General features: G+C 65.2%; 17 protein-coding genes, 1 tRNA gene and 1 pseudogene. 9 read left to right on the plus strand and 10 right to left on the minus strand.

The genetic code is table 11. The annotated features are described in order from the left end of the window. Positions 1-114 precede the first annotated feature (114 nt). The 3 genes and pseudogenes from VKI00_RS08925 to VKI00_RS08935 all read right to left on the minus strand — a co-directional run. Positions 115-546 (minus strand): annotated as a pseudogene (locus tag VKI00_RS08925) (relaxase domain-containing protein); the annotation flags it as partial. 314 nt (positions 547-860) lie between these two features. Continuing rightward, entirely contained in the window at positions 861-1,148 is a 288-nt protein-coding gene (locus VKI00_RS08930) for a HigA family addiction module antitoxin (RefSeq protein WP_324436825.1), read from the minus strand. A 13-nt stretch (positions 1,149-1,161) separates the two neighbouring features. Beyond that, on the minus strand, positions 1,162-1,443 hold the full coding sequence (locus VKI00_RS08935; RefSeq protein WP_324436826.1) for a type II toxin-antitoxin system RelE/ParE family toxin: 282 nt from the start codon (positions 1,441-1,443) through the stop codon (positions 1,162-1,164). Between the two features lie 156 nt (positions 1,444-1,599). Between VKI00_RS08935 and VKI00_RS08940 the strand changes: the two genes are divergently transcribed. Then, a complete protein-coding gene (locus VKI00_RS08940; RefSeq protein WP_324436827.1) occupies positions 1,600-1,815 on the plus strand; it encodes a helix-turn-helix domain-containing protein in 216 nt (71 codons plus the stop codon). Between the two features lie 32 nt (positions 1,816-1,847). Further along, complete coding sequence (locus VKI00_RS08945; protein WP_324436829.1) at positions 1,848-3,041, plus strand: tyrosine-type recombinase/integrase; 1,194 nt, start codon at positions 1,848-1,850, stop codon at positions 3,039-3,041. Positions 3,042-3,079: 38 nt separating this feature from the next. Here the strand turns inward: VKI00_RS08945 and VKI00_RS08950 are convergent. After that, positions 3,080-3,165 (minus strand) — tRNA-Tyr (locus tag VKI00_RS08950). An 82-nt stretch (positions 3,166-3,247) separates the two neighbouring features. Between VKI00_RS08950 and VKI00_RS08955 the strand changes: the two genes are divergently transcribed. The 4 genes from VKI00_RS08955 (at position 3,248) to VKI00_RS08970 (ending at position 6,679) form a co-directional block, all read left to right on the plus strand. Then, on the plus strand, positions 3,248-3,739 hold the full coding sequence (locus VKI00_RS08955; RefSeq protein WP_324436831.1) for a YajQ family cyclic di-GMP-binding protein: 492 nt from the start codon (positions 3,248-3,250) through the stop codon (positions 3,737-3,739). Positions 3,740-3,757: 18 nt separating this feature from the next. Next, on the plus strand, positions 3,758-5,248 hold the full coding sequence (locus VKI00_RS08960) for an NAD(P)/FAD-dependent oxidoreductase (protein ID WP_324436832.1): 1,491 nt from the start codon (positions 3,758-3,760) through the stop codon (positions 5,246-5,248). 61 nt (positions 5,249-5,309) lie between these two features. Then, on the plus strand, positions 5,310-5,609 hold the full coding sequence (locus tag VKI00_RS08965; protein WP_324436834.1) for a hypothetical protein: 300 nt from the start codon (positions 5,310-5,312) through the stop codon (positions 5,607-5,609). A gap of 44 nt (positions 5,610-5,653) precedes the next feature. Then, positions 5,654-6,679: an NAD(P)H-dependent glycerol-3-phosphate dehydrogenase gene (locus tag VKI00_RS08970; protein ID WP_324436836.1), complete on the plus strand. Its 1,026-nt coding sequence runs from the start codon at positions 5,654-5,656 to the stop codon at positions 6,677-6,679. 68 nt (positions 6,680-6,747) lie between these two features. On the opposite strand, the gene VKI00_RS08975 is transcribed toward VKI00_RS08970, so the two are convergent. The 3 genes from VKI00_RS08975 to grcC1 all read right to left on the minus strand — a co-directional run bounded on the left by VKI00_RS08975 (position 6,748) and on the right by grcC1 (position 9,081). Next, positions 6,748-7,083, minus strand: coding sequence for a type II toxin-antitoxin system HicB family antitoxin (locus VKI00_RS08975; RefSeq protein WP_324436838.1), 336 nt, complete (start codon positions 7,081-7,083; stop codon positions 6,748-6,750). A gap of 65 nt (positions 7,084-7,148) precedes the next feature. Next, a complete protein-coding gene (gene htpX / locus VKI00_RS08980) occupies positions 7,149-8,012 on the minus strand; it encodes a zinc metalloprotease HtpX (protein ID WP_324436840.1) in 864 nt (287 codons plus the stop codon). A 61-nt stretch (positions 8,013-8,073) separates the two neighbouring features. Next, positions 8,074-9,081 (minus strand): nonaprenyl/(2E,6E)-farnesyl/geranylgeranyl diphosphat synthase, encoded by a 1,008-nt coding sequence (gene grcC1 / locus VKI00_RS08985; protein ID WP_324436842.1) that lies wholly within the window; start codon positions 9,079-9,081, stop codon positions 8,074-8,076. A 21-nt stretch (positions 9,082-9,102) separates the two neighbouring features. Between grcC1 and menJ the strand changes: the two genes are divergently transcribed. Continuing rightward, a complete protein-coding gene (gene menJ, locus VKI00_RS08990) occupies positions 9,103-10,323 on the plus strand; it encodes a menaquinone reductase (RefSeq protein ID WP_414687157.1) in 1,221 nt (406 codons plus the stop codon). Here menJ and VKI00_RS08995 read toward each other — a convergent pair. Next, positions 10,316-11,008: a demethylmenaquinone methyltransferase gene (locus VKI00_RS08995; protein WP_324436844.1), complete on the minus strand. Its 693-nt coding sequence runs from the start codon at positions 11,006-11,008 to the stop codon at positions 10,316-10,318. The two genes, menJ and VKI00_RS08995, sit on opposite strands and share 8 nt — an antisense overlap. Before the next feature lie 59 nt (positions 11,009-11,067). Here VKI00_RS08995 and VKI00_RS09000 point away from each other — a divergent pair, with 59 nt between their 5' ends. Then, positions 11,068-11,892, plus strand: a complete 825-nt coding sequence (locus VKI00_RS09000; RefSeq protein ID WP_324436846.1) for an SDR family oxidoreductase — start codon at positions 11,068-11,070, stop codon at positions 11,890-11,892. A 1-nt stretch (position 11,893) separates the two neighbouring features. Here the strand turns inward: VKI00_RS09000 and VKI00_RS09005 are convergent, their stop codons facing one another. Further along, positions 11,894-13,048 carry a glycosyltransferase family 1 protein gene (locus VKI00_RS09005; RefSeq protein ID WP_324436847.1) on the minus strand — a complete coding sequence of 385 codons (1,155 nt, stop codon included), beginning with the start codon at positions 13,046-13,048 and terminating at the stop codon, positions 11,894-11,896. 85 nt (positions 13,049-13,133) lie between these two features. Here VKI00_RS09005 and VKI00_RS09010 point away from each other — a divergent pair, with 85 nt between their 5' ends. Continuing rightward, positions 13,134-13,763, plus strand: coding sequence for a DsbA family protein (locus tag VKI00_RS09010; protein ID WP_324436848.1), 630 nt, complete (start codon positions 13,134-13,136; stop codon positions 13,761-13,763). On the opposite strand, the gene VKI00_RS09015 is transcribed toward VKI00_RS09010, so the two are convergent. Beyond that, positions 13,727-14,257, minus strand: coding sequence for a DUF3592 domain-containing protein (locus VKI00_RS09015; RefSeq protein WP_324436877.1), 531 nt, complete (start codon positions 14,255-14,257; stop codon positions 13,727-13,729). The two genes, VKI00_RS09010 and VKI00_RS09015, sit on opposite strands and share 37 nt — an antisense overlap. Between the last annotated feature and the right edge of the window lie 13 nt (positions 14,258-14,270).

Here is a 14,270-nt window from a genome sequence, read left to right on the forward strand (position 1 = left end):
GCTGGTCATCCAGATCCCTGGGCTGCCGCCGATCACCTTGGGAGCGCCACCGCCGCCTGGACCACCTGGCTAGAAAATGGCCCCCGGAGACATCTCCGGGGGCCGTTTCGACTAGTAGCGGGGACAGGATTCGAACATGCGAGCTCTGGCCTGCATGACTTTTTCTCCGACGTCGTCGGTGAGCGCTCGCAGTAGCGACACGCTTTTGGGGGCAGCGAAGGTCAGGTCGAACCCGTGCACGCCGGTCTTCGTGAAGGCGCGGCCGGCTTTCCCGTTGGGTGCGATTCCGTCATCGAGCCAGCGGCCCACCACCTCTGGGTCAGCCGGCCCGCCATCGGTAGCGCGCCCGTCCAAACCGACCAGCTTGCACGTTTGTGCAGCACTCCCGGCGATGAGCCATGTCGGCGTTCGCGTGTCGGCCTCTGAGTAGTATTCCCCCAACCCGCCGTTGGCGCGTTGGCGATCCATCGCACCCTTTTTGGCTTCGCGGGCGGTGTCGTTGTAGTAGTTGATGCTCCACCGCGACAGCCGGGAGATCGTCAACACTTGCGACCACCTCACGATTAGACGGGAACGAGACCGACTGCAGAGGAACGTGTTTCGGGCGCGATCGCAGCGCGCCCGAAACTAGTATTGCACCGTTGTGCCAATGTGCCGTGCAGAAATTCGGGTAGGACGAAGGTTGAGATGTGGACGACTATAGTTGTTGTGGGACTGGAGATTTAGATGATACGGGGAGAAAGATACAGGGACGAGCTGAGATGGATTCGGTGTTGAGGAAGAGTGATTTGGGCATGGGACGGTTAGTGGGATCGGTCCCGCGTGTCGTGACGACGGCGAGGTCGCGCGTGCCCGGCGTCTCAAGCAATGCGTTCGATGGTGGCCAGCTCAGTCGCTAGGTGCTCGCGCGCGATTTCGGCGTCATAGTTGGCCTGCATGTTGATCCAGAACATGTCACTCAGGCCCAGTGCCCGCGACAGCCGCAGCCCGGTGTCGGCGCTGATACCGCGCTTACCGTGCACGATCTCGTTGATCCGGCGCGGCGGCACATCGATCGCCTTAGCGATGCGGTACTGCGAGATCCCCATTGGTTCAAGGAACTCGGTCAAAAGGATCTCTCCGGGGTGAGTGGGGGCGAAGTCTGCCATCGGTCTCTCCTTTCTAGTGATAATCGGCCAGCTCGACGTTGCCGGCGCCGCTGGAACTCCAGGTGAAGCAGATGCGCCACTGGTTGTTGACGCGGATGCTGTACTGGCCGGCGCGTGCGCCGACCAGCTTTTCGAGCCGGTTGCCCGGCGGCACCCGCAGGTCGTTGATGCTCGCGGCGGCGTTGATGAGAACGAGCTTGTTGTACGCGAGTCTGCTGAGTCCCGTGCTGAGCTTCTTGATGTAGTTGCGGCGCCAGACCGCCTCGGTGTCCTTATCCCGGAACGAGCGGATCACTCACGAATAGTAACGCAACACGTTATTAACGTCAAACGTTATCATTAACCCCGAGGTCAAAGTTGTGCACGCACTAGTCGTAGGGGCGAATTACACTGGTGGAACATCAAAACACACGAGGTGATCGTATGACCCACACATCCTCTCGAGGCCGCCATGACTGGCCACGACTCGCCTGACGCCCGGCCTTCTGCCGCACGTCGGCTGCTCACCATTGTGGAAGCGGCTGATGCACTACGTATCTCGCGATCGTCGGTCTATCGGCTCTTCGACGCGGGCCAGCTCGCATGGGTTCAGATCGGCGCGTCCCGCCGGGTGACGTCGTCAGAGATTGACCGGTTCATAGCAGCGCACACTGAGGCAGCGTCATGACTCGCCGCTGCCTCCTTCGCTAGGCGGATCCGATGGTTGAGCGGCGCCAGCTGCCGCCGCAGATCAAACGTGTCGAACTCGCGCAGCGCGACGGCGGGCGCGCTGTTATCCGATACCAACTGACCGTCGATGTCGGAGTTGTTGACGGGAAGCGCAAGCAGTTACGCAAGCGCTACGCAACGGAGCGAGAAGCTCGGGCCGTACTAGATGCGGTGCGCGGCGACGTCGCCAGGGGCACATACGTGCATCCGGCTAAGGTGACGCTTGCCGAAGCGTGCGAGGACTGGCTGGCTGCCAAACACGGCCTCAAACCGTCGACGCTGCATGGGCATCGCGTGAACCTTGCGGCGGCGCTGGCTGAGCTTGGCGACGTCGAGGTGCAGAAGCTGACCAAGCGGCACATCGACGATCTCGTCACCGCGCTGCGTGCGGGCGGGCTGCCGTCTCCCACTGGCAAGAGCCGCAAAGCGTGGTCGCCGCGGTCGGTGAACTACATGCTGGGTCTGCTGACGGCGGTGTTGAGGGATCAGATGCGGCAGGGTCACGTGGTTCGTAACGTCGCCGAGCTCGTGGACCGCATCCCGGCGGACCCGAAACCAGCAGACACCTTCACGCCGGCGGAGTTGCAGAAGGTCCTCAAACACATCGAGGGCGATCGGTACGCGATCGCGTGGCAGCTTGCGCTCACTGGCCTGCGCCGCGGCGAGGTGGCCGGCTTGCGCTGGAGTGATATCGACCTCGATGCGCGCACGCTTCAGATCTCTTCGACACGGCTCCGGTTCGGCAAGCACCTCGTCGAGGACACGCCGAAGTCACGGGCAGGGCGCCGGACACTGCCAATACCCGACCACCTGGCCGCGACGCTACGGGCCGCCCGGGCCGTACAAGCCGCCGATCGGCTGGCGCTCGGCGAACACTATGAGGCGAGTGGCTACGTGGTCGTTGACGAGGCTGGCGTGGCTTTGAGTCCGCACGCGTTGACGTCGCGGTGGGCGCGGTTGCTGAAGGCTGCTGGCGTCCGCCACATTCGGTTCCACGACGCACGGCATACGTGCGGGACGCTTATGCATCTACAGGACGTGCCAATCGCCGTGATCTCGGCGTGGCTGGGCCATGCGTCGAAGGCGTTCACGATGGCCACCTATGTGCATTCGCAGCCTGAGGCGTTGAACACTGCGGCGCAGAGTTTCGCGCGGGTTGTGACAAACCGTGACAATTCAGGGTGACTCGGACGCGTCGTCAGAGCCCAACATCTCTCTGACCTTGGTGGCAGATCCAGGATTCGAACCTGGGTAGGCATAAGCCGACGGATTTACAGTCCGCTCCCATTGGCCGCTCGGGCAATCTGCCGGTGTGGTACGGGTAGCAAGAGTACAACGAGGATGTACTGGGGGCGCAAACGGCCAACTTCGAAAGAAAGGGATTGGATCCAATGGCGGATTCATCGTTCGACGTCGTCAGCAAGATCGATCACCAGGAGGTCGACAACGCCCTGAACCAGGCGGCAAAGGAATTGGCCACCCGGTTCGACTTCCGCGGCACCGACACCAAGATCGCCTGGAAGGGCGAGGAGGCGATCGAACTGACCAGCTCGACCGAGGAGCGCGTCAAGGCCGCCGTCGACGTATTCAAGGAGAAGCTGATCCGGCGCGACATCAGCCTCAAGGCCTTCGACGCCGGCGAGCCGCAGGCCTCCGGCAAGACCTACAAGGTCACCGGCGCCCTCAAGCAGGGCATCAGCAGCGAAAACGCCAAGAAGATCACCAAGCTCATCCGCGACGATGGCCCCAAGACCGTCAAGACCCAGATTCAGGGCGAAGAGGTCCGGGTCAGCAGCAAAAAGCGCGACGACCTGCAGGCCGTCATCGCGATGCTCAAGAAGGCGGACCTGGATGTGGCTTTGCAGTTCGTGAACTACCGCTAGCGTCCTAGTCTGGTGGTCATGAGCGCGACGACACCCGAGGACGGCGGAGACTTCGACGTCGTCATCATCGGCGCCGGCTTCTCGGGCCTGGGCGCGGCCTACCGCATCGCCGAGCGCAACCCGGGGACCCGTTACGTCATCTTGGAGCGGCGCGACCAGATCGGTGGCACCTGGGACCTGTTCCGCTACCCGGGAGTGCGGTCCGACAGCAGCATCTTCACGTTGTGTTTCCCGTGGGAGCCGTGGACCCGCAAGGAAGGCGTCGCCGACGGGGAGCACATCCGCGAGTACCTGACCGCGACCGCGCACAAGTACGGCATCGACCGAAACATCCGATTCAACAACTACGTTCGCTCGGCGGACTGGGATTCGTCGACCGACACCTGGACGGTCACCACCGAACAGGATGGCGTTGAAAAGGTCTACCGCGGCCGGTTCGTGTTCTTCGGATCGGGTTATTACAACTACGACGAGGGCTACACGCCGGACTTCCCCGGCATCGAAGAGTTCGGCGGCACCGTCGTTCATCCGCAGTATTGGCCGGAAGATCTCGACTACACCGGCAAGAAGATGGTGGTCATCGGCAGCGGGGCGACCGCGATGTCGCTGATCCCGTCGCTGGCGGAGAAGGCATCGAAGGTCACCATGCTGCAACGCTCGCCGACATATCTGTTCTCGGCGTCGAAGTACAGCAAGTCGGCCGATACCTTGCGAAAAGTGTTGCCGCGCAGGATTGCTCATCTGATCATCCGGCAACGCAATGCACTGCTCGAGGGCGTGATCTGGTTCTTGGCACGCAAGACGCCTGGCTTCATCAAATGGTTGATCCGCCGCATCGCGATCAGCAACTTGCCCGAGGGCTACGACGTCGACACCCATTTCAAGCCGCGCTACAACCCGTGGGACCAGCGGCTGTGCCTGATCCCCGATGCGGACTTGTACTTCGCGATCGGTGAGGGCCGAGCCGAGGTGGTCACCGACCACATCGACCATTTCGATTCCACCGGAGTCGTTTTGAGGTCCGGCGGCCATCTCGATGCCGACATCATTGTCACCGCCACCGGCCTGCAACTGCAGGCGCTCGGCGGTGTGACGGTGTCCGTCGGCGGTGCCGAGATCAAGCCGCAGGACCGTTTCGTCTACAAGGCCCATATGTTGGAGGAAGTGCCGAACCTGTTCTGGTGCGTCGGGTACACCAACGCTTCGTGGACGCTGCGCGCCGACATCACCGCCCGTGCGACGGCAAAGTTGCTGGCCCACATGAAATCTCACGGCTACACCCATGCCTACCCGCATCTCGGCGGTGAACCGATGCCCGAAAAGCCGTCGTGGGACATCCAGGCCGGCTATGTGCTGCGCTCGCCGCACGCACTGCCCAAGTCCGGCACCAAGCGGCCGTGGAATGTTCGGCAGAACTACTTCGCCGACGCCATCGACTACCGGTTCGACCGGGTCGAGGAGGCCATGGTGTTCGGCCGCGCCGACGAAAAGGCGGCGCTGGCCGGATAGGTGAAGTGACACGCCCACAACAGAAGTGGCGGCGGCGCACTTAGCGGAGCATTATTGAGCAATGCTAATCACACGGAATTTCGTCACCTCGGTGGTCGTGGCGGGAGCGGCTGCGGGGGCGATTGCCGCCGCATCGGTCGCCGTCGTGAGCACGACTGCGCCGACTAGTTACGTCATTCTCGCCGACCCCTCGAGTGGTGGCGGCGGTCCCGACGGTCAAGGCGGCGGCGGAGGTTGTGGCAGCGGTCCCGGCTGGAACGGCTGCGGCGGCTGGAACCCCTTCCAGGGTGGCACGGTCAACGCGTGCTCCAACGGAGTGTGCGGCGGCTGGGACGGCCAGCGCGGCTGGGGTCACTTCTAACCAACCGCCGGTAAAGATTGGGCGACGGCAATACGCTGGTCGCCATGGCAGCTGCTATGCGTGAACCGAAGGTCGTCGTTTTGGGCGGCGGTTCCTGGGGCACTACTGTCGCGTCCATCTGCGCGCGCCGCGGACCGACGCTGCAATGGGTGCGCTCGGAGGAGACCGCCGAAGACATCAACCAGAATCACCGCAACACCCGCTACCTGGGCAAAGACGTCGAACTCAGCGAAACCCTACGTGCGACCACGGACTTCGCCGAGGCCGCCAGGTGCGCCGATGTCATTGTGATGGGGGTGCCGTCGCACGGGTTCCGCGGCGTGCTGACCGAACTTGCGGCCGAGTTGCGGCCGTGGGTGCCGGTGGTGTCTTTGGTCAAAGGCCTCGAACAAGGCACCAACATGCGGATGTCGCAGATCGTCGACGAAGTGCTGCCCGGCCACCCCGCCGGCATCCTGGCCGGGCCTAACATCGCCCGCGAGGTTGGCGAAGGCTACGCGGCCGCGGCGGTGTTGGCGATGCCCGACCAGCATCTTGCTGCGCGGCTGGCACAGCTGTTTCACACTAAGCGTTTTCGCGTATACACCGTCGACGACGTACTCGGCGTCGAGATAGCCGGGGCTTTGAAGAACGTCTACGCGATCGCGGTCGGAATGGGCTATTCGCTGGGTATCGGTGAGAACACCCGGGCCATGGTGATCGCCCGCTCGGTGCGCGAGATGTCGAAGCTGGGCGAGGCGATGGGTGGGCAGCGCGACACCTTCGCCGGCCTGGCCGGCATGGGCGATCTGATCGTCACCTGCACCAGCCAGCGCAGCCGCAACCGCCACGTCGGCGAGCAACTCGGCGCGGGCAAGCCTATCGACGAGATCATCTCGTCGATGAACCAAGTCGCCGAGGGCGTCAAAGCCGCCAGCGTGATCATGGAGTTCGCCGACAAGTACGGGCTGAACATGCCGATCGCGCGTGAAGTCGACGCGGTGATCAACCACGGCTCTAACGTGGAGGAGGCCTACCGCGGGCTGATGGTCGAGACTCCGGGACACGAGGTGCACGGCTCGGGCTTCTGAGCTCACCAGTCACAGGCGCACCAAGACTCTTGGATGCACCCTTTTTCAAAAACGAGTCACATGCGATATCAGAGGTCGAGCAGACCGATCGGCGGCCGATCCGGCAGCTTCTGGACAACCCACTGATTCATCGACACATTCTGTTCGGCGGCCTCGACAGAAAGTCGTGCGTGCAGCGCCGGCGACGTCCTGACGAGAAACTTGCCGCTGAACTTCCGCTCGGTCAGCGGCCGCGACGCGCTTCCGTCACATTCAGCGAGGTATTCGTCGACAGCCTGCTCAACGCTCGCGATCGCTTGCTGCATGGTCGGCGCCCACCGCGACAGCCACGACAATTCAATGCAGCGGCCGACGTATGCGCCGTGCTCAGCAGACCATTCCGCGCGGTACGTGTAGCGATTCACACTGGCGTGATATCGCATGCGCCGTCGAATCGAAAGTCACCACATGGTCGGCTTGGGGACCGGGACTAGTGCCCGGCCATTTCCTCGAGCCGGCGGATCCGGTCGGCCATCGGCGGGTGGGTGGAGAACAGCGAACCGATCCGCTCGCCATTGCGGAACGGGCTGGCGATCATCAGGTGCGCTTGGGCGGCCAGCTGCGGCTCGGGGGGCAGCGGCGCGGCCTGCACACCACCGGAGATCTTGCGCAACGCCGAGGCCAACGCCAACGGGTCGCCGGTCAGCAGCGCACCCGACTCGTCGGCCTGATACTCCCGCGAACGCGACACGGCCATCCGCACCACCGTCGCCGCGATCGGGCCCAGCATCGAAACCAGCAGCAGCGCAAAGGGATTGGCGCCATCGCGGTTGTTACCGCCGAACATGCCGGCAAACATCGCCATGTTGGCCAATGCGGTGATCACCGACGCGAGCGCGCCGGCCACACACGAGATCAGGATGTCGCGGTTGTAGACGTGCGAAAGCTCGTGACCCAAGACCGCGCGCAGCTCACGCTCGTTGAGGATGTTGAGAATCCCGGTGGTGCAGCACACCGCGGCGTTACGCGGGTTGCGACCGGTGGCGAACGCGTTAGGCGCGGCGGTGTCGCTGATGTACAGCCGCGGCATCGGCTGGTGCGCCGTGGTGGCCAGCTCGCGCACGATCCGATAGATCACCGGCTCTTGTACCTCCGACACCGGCTGAGCGTGCATCGCCCGCAGCGCCAGCTTGTCGCTGTTGAAGTAGGTGTAGATGTTCATCCCGACGGCGAAGAGCACAGCGATGAACAACGCCGTCCTGCCGAAGAGCGCGCCGACAAACACGATCAGCGCCGACATACCTACCAGCAACGCGAACGTCTTCGCCGTGTTGTGATGTGGATGCCAGGTCATCGACTTCCTCCTATGGACACGTCCATTAAACGCCGATGACGGGTCGCCGAGTTCCCCGAACCTAACCGTGTCGGCTGATGGTGAAATCGACCAGCGTGGCCAGCGCCTGCCGACCAGGGCCCTCGGGCAACGCGGCCAACTCCTCGCGCGCCTGCGCCGCGTATCGCGCCACCGTGTCCTTGGCCTTGGCCATCCCTGCCGAGGCTCGCAGCAGCGCCAACGCCTCGGCCAGCTGCGCCTCGTCGTCTATCGGCCCGACCAGCAGTTCGCGCAGCCGGTCAGCCTCCGGCCCGCTGTCGTGCAACGCGTAGAGCACCGGCAACGTGTGGACACCTTCGCGCAGGTCAGTGCCGGGCAGCTTGCCGGACTCGTCGGGGTCGCTGTCGATGTCAATGATGTCGTCGGAGATCTGGAACGCCGTGCCGACGATGCTGCCCAGTCGGCTGAGCCGCTGGACTTGGTCCTCGTCGGCGCCGGAGAACATCGCGCCGAATTGGCCTGCCGCGCCGATCAGACAGGCCGTCTTCTCGTGCACCACCTTCAGGTAGTGCTGGATCGGATCGGCGCCGCTGGCCGCTCCTTGGCCTTCACGCATCTGACCCGTCACCAGCTGGGCAAACGTCTCGGCGATGATCCGCACCGCGTTGGGCCCCAGCCGCGATACCAGCCGCGAGGCCGTCGCGAACAGGTAGTCGCCGGCCAGGATCGCCACGTTGTTGCCCCACCGCACGTTGGCGCTGGGTGCCCCGCGGCGCACCTGGGCCTCGTCCATCACATCGTCGTGATACAGCGTGGCCAGATGCACCAGCTCGATGACCGCGCCGGCGATCGTCACCTCGCCGGCATCCGGCCGGGGGCCCAGCTGGGCGGATAGCACCGTGAACAGCGGGCGAAAACGTTTGCCGCCGGCCTCGAACAGGTGCAGCACGGCCTCGGTCATCAGGTCGTCTGAGCCGCGCAGCTCGGATTCCATGAGTTGCTCGATGCGAGCGACCCCGTCGCGCACATCGGTGGCGAAGGCAGCGTCGCCGAAGTCCACGCCCGCCACCACTGTCGTCGGAGTCCTCACGAACCCAACATACTGGTGAACATGCACTCCCATGCCGACGTGGTGGTGGTGGGCGCCGGACCGGCCGGGTCGGCGGCGGCGGCCTGGGCCGCCTGGGCGGGCCGCGACGTGCTCGTCATCGATGCGGCGAACTTTCCCCGCGACAAGGCCTGCGGCGACGGGCTGACGCCTCGCGCGGTCGCCGAGCTGGAACGGCTGGGGCTGGGCGACTGGCTGGACGCCCGCATCCGGCATCGGGGCTTGAGGATGAGCGGATTCGGCGGCGAGGTGGAAGTGGCATGGCCCGGCCCGTCGTTCCCGTCGACCGGCAGCGCGGTGGCCCGCTTCGAACTGGACGACCGGATCCGCAAAGTCGCCGAGGATTCCGGCGCGCAGATGCGACTGGGCGTCAAAGCTGTTGGCGTCCATCATGATTCGTCGACCCGGGTAACCTCGGTGGCGCTGGCCGACGGAACGGAAGTCGGGTGCCGCGAGCTGATTGTCGCCGACGGCGCCCGCTCGCCCCTGGGCCGCGTTTTGGGTCGGCGGTGGCATCAGGAGACGGTGTACGGCATCGCGGCCCGCGGCTACCTGACGACGCCGCGCAGCGACGAGCCGTGGCTGACCTCACACCTGGAACTCCGCTCGCCCGACGGCGCGGTGCTGCCCGGCTACGGCTGGATCTTCCCGCTGGGCAACGGCGAAGTGAACATCGGCGTCGGCGCGCTGTCGACATCCAAACGACCGGCCGAGCTGGCGCTGCGGCCGCTGATGTCGTATTACACCGACCTGCGCCGCGACGAGTGGGGCTTCACCGGCCAGCCGCGCGCGGTGTCGTCGGCGCTGCTGCCGATGGGCGGCGCGGTGTCGGGGGTCGCGGGGCGGAACTGGATGCTGATCGGCGACGCGGCCGCGTGCGTCAACCCGCTGAACGGCGAGGGCATCGACTACGGGCTGGAGACCGGTCGGCTGGCGGCCGAGTTGCTCGGCTCGGGTGACCTGTCGAAAGTGTGGCCTCATGTGCTCCAAACCCATTACGGCCGTGCGTTTTCGGTGGCACGTCGGCTCGGGTTATTGCTGACGTTCCCGCGGTTCTTGCCCGCGACCGGCCCGATCGCGGTGCGCTCGACGACGCTGATGAACATCGCGGTGCGGGTGATGGGCAACCTGGTCACCGACGACGACGCCGACTGGGTGGCACGGGTGTGGCGGAGCGGCGGGCTGGCCTCGCGGCTGATCGACCGTCGAAAGCCGTTCAGCTGACCGGCTTGTAGGCGGCGTGCAGCGCGACGATGCCGCCGGTCAGGTTGCGCCATCGCACCGCCGACCATCCGGCGGCCGAAATCTGATGCGCCAACGCGGGCTGATCGGGCCAGGCGCGAATCGACTCGGCCAGGTACACATAGGCTTCCGGGTTGCTTGACACGGCCCGCGCCACCCGCGGCAACGCCCGCATCAAGTACTCCTTGTAGGCCGTCGCGAACAGCCGGTTAGTCGGCGTGGAGAATTCGCACACCACCAACCGCCCGCCCGGCCGGGTGACCCGGGCCATCTCTCGCAGCGCGGTGTCACGCTCGGCGACATTGCGCAAACCGAAGCTGATGGTGACGGCGTCGAACACGTTGTCGCCGAACGGCAATCGGGTGGCGTCACCGGCAACCTTCGGCACGATGCGACCACGGCCGGCCGCCAGCATGCCGACGGAGAAGTCCGTCGCCACGCACCACGCGCCGGAGCCGGCCAGCTCGACCGTCGACACCGCGGTGCCCGCGGCCAAATCCAGCACCTTCTCGCCCGGCCCGATGTCCAGCGCCAACCGGGTGGCGCGACGCCAATACCGATCCTGACCCAGTGACAGCACGGTGTTGGTCAGGTCGTAGCGCCGGGCGACGCCGTCGAACATCGACGCCACCTCACGGGGATCCTTGTCCAACGTCGCGCGGCTCATACCGCCGACACTATCGGGAATCCGGGAATGCGACGACGACGGATGCGTTGCACCACGGCGTGAGTGAAAAAGTCTGGTTCATTACGGGTACATCGCGCGGCTTCGGACGGGAATGGGCGATCGCCGCGCTCGAGCGGGGCGACAAGGTAGCGGCCACGGCGCGAAACACCGCGACGCTGGCCGACCTGGTGGACAAGTACGGCGACGCCGTGCTGCCGATTCAGTTGGACGTCACCGATCGGGACGCGGACTTCGCCGCGGTCAAGCAGGCGCATGACCACTTCGGGCGCCTGGACATCGTCATCAACAACGCCGGCTACGGCCAGTTCGGCTTCGTCGAAGAGCTCTCCGAGCAAGACGCGCGCGACCAGATCGAAACCAACGTGTTCGGCGCGCTGTGGATCACCCAGGCCGCATTGCCGTTCCTGCGCGAGCAGCGCAGCGGGCACATCATCCAGGTGTCCTCGATCGGCGGCATTGTCGCGTTTCCGAACGTCGGCATCTATCACGCGTCAAAGTGGGCGCTGGACGGCTTCTCCCAAGCGCTGGCCCAAGAGGTCGCGTCGTTTGGCATCCATGTCACGCTGATCGAGCCGGCCGGTTACTCCACCGACTGGGCCGGTTCGTCTTCCCGGAGTGCCGATCCGCTTCCCGCATACGCCGAAGTGCATGCGGCGACCGAGGCGGTACGCCAGCAACGGTGGTCGGCGCCGGGCGATCCGAAAGCTTCTGCGGCCGCGCTGCTGAAAGTGGTGGACGCCGAGGAGCCGCCGCTGCGGGTGTTCTTCGGGGAGGCGCCGCTGGGGCTGGCCAAGGCCGACTACGAAAGCCGGTTACGCACTTGGGAACAGTGGCAGCCGGTTGCCGAGTTGGCCCAGGGGTAGCTCACTCACCCTGCGCGCGTTGCCTGCGGGCGATGCGCGCCCGGGCGATGGGCGAGAGTACCGCCTCGTAATGGCCGAGCAGCTCGTCGCAGATCGCCGGCCAGCTGCGCTCGAGCACGCTGCGCCGCGCCGCCAGCGCGTAGCGCTGTCGTTCTGATACCAGATGCGCGACGGCTTCGGGCAGCTGCGCCTCGAACTCTTTGACTCCCAAAAGCAATCCGGTGTGGAACGGGGTAACCAGGTCGCGCGGTCCACCGGCGTCGGGGGCGATCACCGGCAGGCCCGACGCGAGCGCTTCCTGCACGACTTGGCAGAACGTTTCGTGCTCGCCGGCGTGTACGAAGACGTCCATGCTGGCGTACGCCTCTGCGAGCTCCTCGCCGTACAAGGCTCCGGTGAAAACAGCTGTCGGCATTGCTGATTGCAGCTTGGCGCGGTCGACTCCGTCGCCGACGATGACGACCTGCACCGTGCCGCCGGCAGCCAGCGTGGTCAGTCGCTCGACATGCTTCTCCGGTGCGAGCCGGCCGACAAACCCGACGATCGGCTTGCGGTCCGGCGACCAGTGCTGCCGCAGCGCCTCGTTGCGGGCCGACGGCGCGTAACCAATCATGTCGACCCCGCGTGCCCACTTATGCACCCGCGGAATACCGTGAGAAACAAGGGATTCCATCGTCGCGCTGGATGGCGCCAGGGTGCGGTCAGCCAGGCGGTGCAGGTGGCGGAACCACGCCCAGGCTGCCCGCTCGGTGATTCCGATCCCGTAGCTGGCCGCGAAACCCGGTACGTCGGTTTGGTATACCGCGACTGTCGGCACGCCGAGACGACGCGCCGCCCGCACCCCGCCCCAGCCGAGCAGCGCCGGCGACGCCAAATGCATTACGTCGGGATCGAATCCGCGCAGCACCCTCGTCATCCGGGGTGTGGGCACTCCGAGCGGTAGCGAGGTGATCTTCGGGAACATCCGCGACGGCGCCCGGTACACCCGGATACCGTCGTGGATACGATCGGCGGGCGGCTCGCCCGGCGGGGTGTCGGGCGCAATGACAATGGCTTCGTGACCGGTGCGGCGCAGGTGCTCGAGTACCCGGACTACTGAGTTGCTGACGCCGTTGACGTGCGGGAGAAAGGACTCCGCGACAATCGCTACGCGCACAATGTCACGGTGGCAGCGTCGCCTGTCGATATGGTTACCGACGGGCATACGCGACACGAACTCTGATGCAAAGGGGGGTTGGACAATGCGGTCCTGCCTGCGGGTATTGGTGGCCACGCTGAGCTTGGTGATGTTCAGCACTGGCAGCGCGCACGCCAACGTGCCGCGCACCATCGATGGTAACGGAGTGATCGTCGGGTCCGGCTTTGCCCCTGTGCAGTTGGAGGTCTTCTGCGAACCGCAATGCCCATACTGCGCGGAGCGGGAGTCAACGTACGGCGACCGGCTTGCCGGCGACGTCGCGGCCGGCCGACTCGCGGTCACGTATCGCTGGCTGACCTTTCTCGGTGACAAACATCACAACGACGTTTCCGCGCGGGTGAGCAATGCGCTGTTCTTGGCGGCCGACCCGACAACCACGCCGACGGCGTATCAGGCTTTCGTGCAAGACCTTTACCGCCACCAAAACTCGGACGGCCCCAGCAACGCCGACATCGCGGCGACGGCCCGCGAAAGCGGGATAACCGAGGCGGTGGCCGACCGGATCGCGGCCGGCGACTATGTGGTCGATATCGCCGCCCTCAACGATGCCAACAGAGCACGTCTCGAGCAGGTTAACCCGCAAAACCCAGGCACTCCAACGGTTTACGACCTCAGAGCGAACAAAGTGGTCGATATTCAGGACCCAGGCTGGCTGGACGACGTCTCCAGCTGACGGTCCAGCCGCTTGTCCACCAGCGCCAGACCCGCTAAGGCGGCCGCGGCAACCAGCCAGCCGACCACCGCGATGGATCCGGCCGGGATGATAGCCAGCTTGGCGGTGCGGTGCTGCACGCGCACCAGGTTGGGGTTGAGTTTGTCGTATTCGACGTAAATCCGCATCCCCGTTGCTAATTCGGACGGGTACAGCACACCGAGCTCCGGACGGTAGGTGACCCGGTCGGGAGTGACGAATTCGATGGTGGAGCGCCGCGGGCCTGCGCTGAGCACCTCTGCCTCGGCCACCCCCATATTGCGTTGGATGGCAATGTCGTCGCGCACGGCGCCGGCCACCAACAGCACCGACTGCAGCGTGACCAATCCGGTGAGGATCAGCACGCCGATGCGCGTCCAGCGCACGATGCGATGCCCCCGAGTGTCGGGAATGTTGCCGCTGCGACCGTGGATCAAGATGCGCACCACGGCTTTCAGCGATGCGAGGGCCGGCATGGCCCTGGCAGGG

The organism is Mycobacterium sp. (genome assembly GCF_035314665.1).
In the GTDB taxonomy this organism is placed as follows: domain Bacteria; phylum Actinomycetota; class Actinomycetes; order Mycobacteriales; family Mycobacteriaceae; genus Mycobacterium.

Bases quoted from the DNA above. Each gene is read 5' to 3' on its own strand.
- VKI00_RS08930 (WP_324436825.1), bottom strand. From the start codon at position 1,148: ATGGCAGACTTCGCCCCCACTCACCCCGGAGAGATCCTTTTGACCGAG.
- VKI00_RS08940 (WP_324436827.1), top strand. From the start codon at position 1,600: ATGACTGGCCACGACTCGCCTGACGCCCGGCCTTCTGCCGCACGTCGG.
- VKI00_RS08945 (WP_324436829.1), top strand. From the start codon at position 1,848: ATGGTTGAGCGGCGCCAGCTGCCGCCGCAGATCAAACGTGTCGAACTC.
- VKI00_RS08955 (WP_324436831.1), top strand. From the start codon at position 3,248: ATGGCGGATTCATCGTTCGACGTCGTCAGCAAGATCGATCACCAGGAG.
- VKI00_RS08960 (WP_324436832.1), top strand. From the start codon at position 3,758: ATGAGCGCGACGACACCCGAGGACGGCGGAGACTTCGACGTCGTCATC.
- VKI00_RS08965 (WP_324436834.1), top strand. From the start codon at position 5,310: ATGCTAATCACACGGAATTTCGTCACCTCGGTGGTCGTGGCGGGAGCG.
- VKI00_RS08970 (WP_324436836.1), top strand. From the start codon at position 5,654: ATGGCAGCTGCTATGCGTGAACCGAAGGTCGTCGTTTTGGGCGGCGGT.
- htpX (WP_324436840.1), bottom strand. From the start codon at position 8,012: ATGACCTGGCATCCACATCACAACACGGCGAAGACGTTCGCGTTGCTG.
- menJ (WP_414687157.1), top strand. From the start codon at position 9,103: ATGCACTCCCATGCCGACGTGGTGGTGGTGGGCGCCGGACCGGCCGGG.
- VKI00_RS08995 (WP_324436844.1), bottom strand. From the start codon at position 11,008: ATGAGCCGCGCGACGTTGGACAAGGATCCCCGTGAGGTGGCGTCGATG.
- VKI00_RS09010 (WP_324436848.1), top strand. From the start codon at position 13,134: ATGCGGTCCTGCCTGCGGGTATTGGTGGCCACGCTGAGCTTGGTGATG.
- VKI00_RS09015 (WP_324436877.1), bottom strand. From the start codon at position 14,257: ATGCCGGCCCTCGCATCGCTGAAAGCCGTGGTGCGCATCTTGATCCAC.